The organism is Rhodoferax sp. GW821-FHT07G04 (assembly GCF_059418585.1).
Window position 1 is genome coordinate 1 of record NZ_JBWKQD010000019.1, and the last position, 1,517, is coordinate 1,517.

Annotated in this window: 1 protein-coding gene; it reads left to right on the plus strand. The window is 59.9% G+C overall.

Features of this window, described 5'->3' with window-relative positions; translation table 11 throughout:
- Positions 1-1,517 (plus strand): Ig-like domain-containing protein (locus AC07OO_RS25465; protein ID WP_495084977.1); only part of this gene is annotated, 1,517 nt, incomplete at both ends.

Sequence of the window (1,517 nt, forward strand, 5' to 3'; positions counted from 1 at the left end):
GCGGCACCGGCCACGCTGAGCCTGTCCAGCTTCAACCCCAACGCCGCCAAGGGCAGCAGCGTCACCTTCACGCTGCAAGCCACGGGCCTGAACCCCACCCTGGCGCCCACGGGCAGTGTGAGCTTCTTTGATGGGGCGACCAACCTGGGCAGTGCGAGCCTGGTCAATGGCGTAGCCACGTTCAGCACCAGTGCACTGACCACTGGCAGCCACAGCATCACGGTCCAGTATCCGGGCGATGCCAACAGTGCGGGGGCTACGTCTGCGGTGCTGACCCAGGTGATCACGGCTAGCACTGTCAAGGTAAGCCTGGGTACTTCGGTGACCAGCGTATCGGCGGGCTCACCAGTCACGCTGACAGCCAACGTGGCTAGTTGGAAGGAGCTTAGCGACATCACCGTGGTCGATGGGGTCAGTCTGGTTGGTTCCACCATGACGGTGCTTGGCAATGTGTCGTGGGGCTCATCTCTCCGTAGCACGGTCGGTTTTGCAGGAGGCGCTAGTGCCAGTTGCAAGGTCATTTCTGGGTATGGCTTTTTTGGCTTGAATGCGGATCCAGCCACCAATAGCAGCTATACCTCTTTGGACTATGCCTTTTATTGTCCAGGTGATGGGTCCGTCATATTTTGTGAGAGCGGTAATTTTATAGACCCAGGCTTTCATTACATGGGTGAAGACGGGATTTCGCACTATTCCGGCTATATGGTCAATGTTGGTGACGTGTTGAGTGTCACTTATGACGGCAGCAACATACGCTACTTTCAAAACGGCAGTGTCATACGCCAGGTGGCGGCGAATATCACGCAGCCTTTGTATATGGATTCGTCGTTCTCGAGTGCAGGCACTCAGATCACCGACGTGCAATTCAAGAACGGAGCGGGTGTCAGCGCCCAGGCAGACTTGAGCAATGTGCCCACCGGCACGGTCAACTTCTTCAGTGGCCAAACCTATCTTGGTCAAGCCAATGTGGTCAATGGTGTCGCCACCCTGACCACCAACGCCTTGCGTACGGCGGGCACGGCGAGCATCAGTGCCAGCTACGGCGGCGACGCCAACAATGCCAGTGGTGGGTCAGGCATTAGCAACATTTCCGTATCCGGTAGCGTCACCCCACCGGCCAGCATGGTACCCACCACCACCACAACCCTGAGCAGCTCAGCCACCAGTACCGTTGCCGGCCAAAGCGTCAACTTCACAGCCAGCATAGCGGGCGGCACCAACGGCACGCCCCTCACAGGCCTGGTCACCTTCTTCAACGAGGCCGGAGCCATCCTGGGAACGGCGGCGGTCGCCAACGGCCAAGCCGTGCTCACCGTCAACAACATGCCCATGACAGGCGTGGCCAACGTCAAGGCCACCTACTCGGGCGACGCCAGTGCAGCCAGCAGCACCTCCAACACCGTGGCCGAGACCGTAGGCAAAGCCACGGCCACCGTGGCACTGAGCACAGCCGTCACCGCCCGCAGCGGTGGCAACGCCACCGTCACCTTGAATGCCCGCGTCAACGGCGCCAAGCC